General features: G+C 58.7%; 6 protein-coding genes, 2 tRNA genes and 1 pseudogene. 2 read left to right on the top strand and 7 right to left on the bottom strand.

What is annotated here, in order from left to right:
• Positions 1-192 precede the first annotated feature (192 nt).
• Both C7450_RS33360 and C7450_RS33355 read right to left on the bottom strand, forming a co-directional pair.
• A pseudogene (locus C7450_RS33360) lies at positions 193-345 on the bottom strand (arylsulfatase); the annotation flags it as partial.
• A 416-nt stretch (positions 346-761) separates the two neighbouring features.
• Complete coding sequence (locus tag C7450_RS33355) at positions 762-1,814, bottom strand: succinylglutamate desuccinylase/aspartoacylase family protein (protein WP_110378707.1); 1,053 nt, start codon at positions 1,812-1,814, stop codon at positions 762-764.
• Between the two features lie 297 nt (positions 1,815-2,111).
• On the opposite strand from C7450_RS33355, the gene C7450_RS34980 reads away from it, so the two are divergent.
• Positions 2,112-2,237: a hypothetical protein gene (locus tag C7450_RS34980; RefSeq protein ID WP_281064300.1), complete on the top strand. Its 126-nt coding sequence runs from the start codon at positions 2,112-2,114 to the stop codon at positions 2,235-2,237.
• Positions 2,238-2,258: 21 nt separating this feature from the next.
• Here the strand turns inward: C7450_RS34980 and C7450_RS33345 are convergent.
• From C7450_RS33345 to C7450_RS33820, 4 genes are all read right to left on the bottom strand, one after another.
• Positions 2,259-2,335 (bottom strand) — tRNA-Arg (locus tag C7450_RS33345).
• Between the two features lie 20 nt (positions 2,336-2,355).
• Positions 2,356-2,661 carry an ETC complex I subunit gene (locus C7450_RS33340; protein ID WP_110378705.1) on the bottom strand — a complete coding sequence of 102 codons (306 nt, stop codon included), beginning with the start codon at positions 2,659-2,661 and terminating at the stop codon, positions 2,356-2,358.
• Between the two features lie 63 nt (positions 2,662-2,724).
• A tRNA-Pro gene (locus C7450_RS33335) sits at positions 2,725-2,801 on the bottom strand.
• Between the two features lie 512 nt (positions 2,802-3,313).
• Positions 3,314-3,757, bottom strand: a complete 444-nt coding sequence (locus C7450_RS33820; RefSeq protein ID WP_146227630.1) for a hypothetical protein — start codon at positions 3,755-3,757, stop codon at positions 3,314-3,316.
• On the opposite strand from C7450_RS33820, the gene C7450_RS33330 reads away from it, so the two are divergent.
• Complete coding sequence (locus C7450_RS33330) at positions 3,751-4,188, top strand: hypothetical protein (protein ID WP_110378704.1); 438 nt, start codon at positions 3,751-3,753, stop codon at positions 4,186-4,188. The genes C7450_RS33820 and C7450_RS33330 overlap by 7 nt on opposite strands.
• A 96-nt stretch (positions 4,189-4,284) precedes the next feature.
• Here C7450_RS33330 and C7450_RS35300 read toward each other — a convergent pair.
• On the bottom strand, positions 4,285-4,384 hold a 100-nt coding region (locus C7450_RS35300; protein WP_146227229.1), incomplete at its 5' end, for an integrase core domain-containing protein.

Here is a 4,384-nt window from a genome sequence, read left to right as displayed (position 1 = left end):
ATGTCAAATTCGCTCCACTAGTGGTTCTGCTCCGACATTTGCATCCGCCTGATACGGGCCTCGGAGCAAATGTCGGAGTCAAGAGAACCACTAGCAAGTTAATGGTTCTAGTGGAGCTTTTGAATTTGACATTTGATCCGGAGCCTGATGTGAGGCGAGTCTCAAATGTCAAATTCGCTCCACTAGCTCAGGGAATTGGTTCGGTCCGTTGTCGATGATGCAGATTACGATGGTATTCTGCGCGACGCCGAGGTCATCGCGTTTTTTGAGCAACTGCCCTCCATGCCCGTCATGCTGGACGATGCCGTCGGCGTATTCGTTGCCCTGCATGCCGCTCTGGCCGCGATCGGTCGCCTCATTGAGCCGGCGCTCAAGGCCCGCGGTGAAGGCGGAGCGCAGGCGATCCATGATTGTGGGTGTCGCGCCCTGGATCGTTGGGCCACTTGTTACAACATCCGTTCCACCTAACTCTGAGGCACGGTTTTTAAGGCTCGCGATCGTGTCATTCTGCCAGGTTGCACCTGTGGCCCCCTGGGGAGCCACAGTCTCTCGGCGGACGAACGTGCACCCCCGTCACGAGCTCTGGATTTGACAGGAAGCGTACATTTTCGCTCCCAGGCTGGCACTGACACAACCTGCAACGCACAACGCCAGCGCACCCGCCACCACAACCCGCATTTGATCCTCCCAGTTTTGCCGGGATCGAAGCGGTGCTGGGCAACGCCAACAGGACTCGACTCTGCCGGATCACGCCGGATGCATCACCCCTCGGCGAGCAGGACTTCGCGATTTATCGGACGGCCAATCAGCGCCAAACTCTGCCCCTTCTCGACAGGCGGAAGCGTCTTGAGACCCATGAGATAGCCGGTCATCGGTGACTTCACGTCCACGGGCGGCAGCGTCGGGTCATCCGGCGACCAGATGCGGCCCACGGGCTGGCCTTCCACCACCGGGTTGCCGGGATCGATCAAGACTTCGAACAGCCCGGAGGCGGGCGCGACGATGGCGTCGTGGAGGCCGCTGCCAACATCGCCGACGTGGCCGTCGTCGAACCGGCAGTCGACGAGCGTCGCCGGCGGCAGGCCAAGGGATTGACGGGTCTCGACTTTCCCCTCGAGAGCTCCGACATGCCTGAGGACATTCGTGAGGCCGCTCCAGGCAAGATCTTGCACGGCCACGGGAATGCGCGTGGTCCCGCCAAGCTCGGTCGTGACGACGATCTTGCCTTGGCGCTCGGCCTCATTGGGCAGGTAATTCCCGTGCGAGGTGTAGAGAAAGTGGAAGTCCGAGTTCCAGGCTTCCATCGCCTCGACCATCGACTTGCGTTGCGCCGGATCTTTGGGGACGCACATGTGCGAGCATGGCGTGATCCATCCCGTGGTACCGGCAGAATGCATATCAACGACAACGTCAGCCGCTGGAAACAGCACGCTTGAGAAGAAATAGGCGAGCCGCTCGATCTGTGGCCCGTCTGGATTGCCCGGGAAGGATCGGTTGAAATTCTCGCCAGTCGGCCAGAGCCGTGTAGCCAGCCGGGAGGCCGCGGTCGAGATGACCGGGACGACAATGATCCGGCCCGAAACCTGCGCCGGCGCAATGTCACGGATCAGCCGGAGCGCGGCAAGTTGGCCTTCGTATTCATTGCCGTGATTGCCACCGGAGACGAGGACCGTCGGCCCCGGGCCGTTGGCGATCGAGGCAATCGGCACCAGCGTGTCGTCGCCCCCCGTGCTGCTGTCGGCCGGCAGCCGGATATGGCCCACCTGATGGCCACCCCGGCCAAGATCAATGCTGCACTCCACGACACGGCTCATACGCCACCCCCTGCGCTTGATGTCAAGTTTGGTATACGATTATACGATTCAACATCGGGGTCAATGAGCTGGAGGTGTATCTCTTGCCCGTGGTTCACGCGTCCGCAATCATCCCGCCTTTGAATTGTGTATGGCAATGAGATGGCTGCTTGCATTGGCTTGGCGGGACTGCCGGATCGATGCGGACTGCACGGCGTACGGAAGGCGGCCGCGCGGCGGCTGGCGGAGGCGGGATGCTCCGCTTGGCAGATCGCGGCGATCACGGGTCATGCGTCGCTTGATGAGGTGGAGCGGTCTATGAAGGCGGCAGACCAGAAGCGTCTGGCGAAAGATGCAATTGACCGCCTTGTCGAACAGGCCGAGATCAAAAACTCCCAGCCCGTACAATGGTGGGTTGGGGGAAAATCCGGAAACGGCGCTTAAATCAACGCCGCGTTTAGAAGATGGCGACCCCGGCAGGATTCGAACCTGCGACCCGCAGCTTAGAAGGCTGCTGCTCTATCCAGCTGAGCTACGGGGTCTTCAGTCGTCTGAAGCCGCGTCAGTGAGTCCAGGGCTGGACGCGGTTGAATTTGAAATTGTCAGAATAGGAAGCCAGGCGCCGCTGCACGGGCTTCGGCTCCTCAACCCGGTAATGGATTGCATGCTTGTCCGCATAGGCCACCGCTTCCTCGCGTGTCGCGAAGAAAAGCCGCACCTGCTGCTTCATGTCGGTCGAGCTTGTCCATCCCATCAGCGGCTCGACCTCGCGCGCACGATCGGCATCATATTCCAGCACCCAACGCTTGGTCTTGGCAACGCCAGACTGCATGGCGTTCCGGGCTGGCTTGTAAATGCGAGCGCTCATTGTGCGGTTCCTGGCCGTCCACGCGATCAATCATGCGGCGACCGCTACGATCGCCAGCGACGATGGTCGGGGCAGCAGGATTTGAACCTGCGACCCTCTGCTCCCAAAGCAGATGCGCTACCAGACTGCGCTATGCCCCGAACAATGTCACTTGGCTGATTCCCTTAGAAAATCGGCCAGTGAAAGGCAAGCGCGGATTTGGAGAAACGTGAACATAAGGGACACGCGCAACGCAGTCCGGGACACAAAGTCCCGGAAAAGTCCCGGAAAAGTCCCGAGCTGTGTTCATTATTCGTTCTTCCTGGCGCGGAAGTGACGCAGATTTCCATGACGCCATTTCGGGCAGCCAACGCGAGAGGCTATGCGGGCATATGACCTCGCGCTCAACCCTGAGCAAAATTTGACTCGTACCGGCGGCCGCGTCGTTGCGACATTCACAGTGCAGACCGAGGCGGTGGCTCTTCGGGATAGGATGTTCGTGCGGCTTCCTAGCGGCTCGTCCGCGATCTGGTCGCCTCGCTCCAGACGAGACCACAATCCGGTTATTGCGCTTCGGGCGACTTCTCCAGGCCCTTGCTCGAATAGGCCTCCCACGGCCAGGGCGGGTCCGCCATCACGAGGTCGAAGGCGAAGAGCGGCAGGCTGATTGTGCTCACCTCGCCATCTCATCGATCCACTTGGCGTTGAAATCCTTGCCCGCGTCGGCCCGGGCCATGCGGATGGCGCGGCTTTGCTTGCGGACGCGGCGGCCGGCGCGCAGCAGGGCGTTCTTTGTCAGCGCGCGGTGTTCGAGCAGGATCAGGTTGTCAACGCTGCACGGCACGAGGATGGACGGCTCGTCAAGCTCATTGCCCCAGCCTCTGCAGCCGGGCTGGCACGAGAGGATGTCGGCGCGGCGAGGTCTTCCGAGAGCCCGACGGCAAGCCTCTAATGTTACGGCATTTGCAGAATCTGCTATTCCAACGAATTTGCAATCCTTTTTATAAGTAAAAATATAGGATATTATTCGATTCATCCAGCGGTGGTTCTGTATTAACGTTTCTAGAAAATGTGAATATTCGTATATTTGTAATATATTGGAGATGTCGGATGACAAATATAGCTCAGAATGGCCTTAGCTGGATTGCGAAGGCGGGGGATGCTGTTGACAAGTGGCGCTACCAGGAGAAGTTGCATGGTGGCGAGGACTGCAACGGGTACAATCTTTATAAGGATACAATGACGGGGAAATATTGGCTCGGAACCGAAGATAATCAACGCCAAGTTTGGTTGACAGACAAGCACAAGGTGGGGCTGGCCATCTTGAATAAAGACGTCAAGGATCTGATCCCAAACTATCTTCTGCCTAATGCCGAGCCGATTGGAACGGATACGCACCATCGGGGCGTTCGGGATCTGAGCACGATCGAACACACGATCAGCGATACGAGTTTTCTGGCGCATGATGACGGCGGAACGCACCAGATGCACATTGTGGGCGTGAATTTGCCCGAAGGCAATGCGGGCCACGGGTTCGTCATCGTCTAGAGCATTTTCGAGCGAAGTGGACACCGGTTCGCGTGAAGAAAATGCGCTAAAACAAAAACATGGATCATTTTCGCGATTCGGAAACGCGAAAATGCTCTAGATGTCGTTTCCAAGAAGGTTGTTCAGCCTCTGGAATGGCGGGATGCCGTTGAGGGCCGAGTGGGGTCGTCGGGTGTTGTAGGCGTCGATCCAGGAG

Origin of the sequence: Chelatococcus asaccharovorans, from assembly GCF_003201475.1 — a bacterium.
Taxonomy (GTDB): Bacteria; Pseudomonadota; Alphaproteobacteria; order Rhizobiales; family Beijerinckiaceae; genus Chelatococcus; species Chelatococcus asaccharovorans.
Note: the sequence above shows the minus strand (reverse complement) of the source record. Positions and strands in the feature narration are given on the sequence as shown.

What these genes read in the sequence shown, in the direction of transcription:
- C7450_RS33355 (WP_110378707.1), bottom strand. Translation starts at nt 1,814, where the DNA reads ATGAGCCGTGTCGTGGAGTGCAGCATTGATCTTGGCCGGGGTGGCCAT.
- C7450_RS34980 (WP_281064300.1), top strand. Translation starts at nt 2,112, where the DNA reads ATGAAGGCGGCAGACCAGAAGCGTCTGGCGAAAGATGCAATTGACCGC.
- C7450_RS33340 (WP_110378705.1), bottom strand. Translation starts at nt 2,661, where the DNA reads ATGAGCGCTCGCATTTACAAGCCAGCCCGGAACGCCATGCAGTCTGGC.
- C7450_RS33330 (WP_110378704.1), top strand. Translation starts at nt 3,751, where the DNA reads ATGACAAATATAGCTCAGAATGGCCTTAGCTGGATTGCGAAGGCGGGG.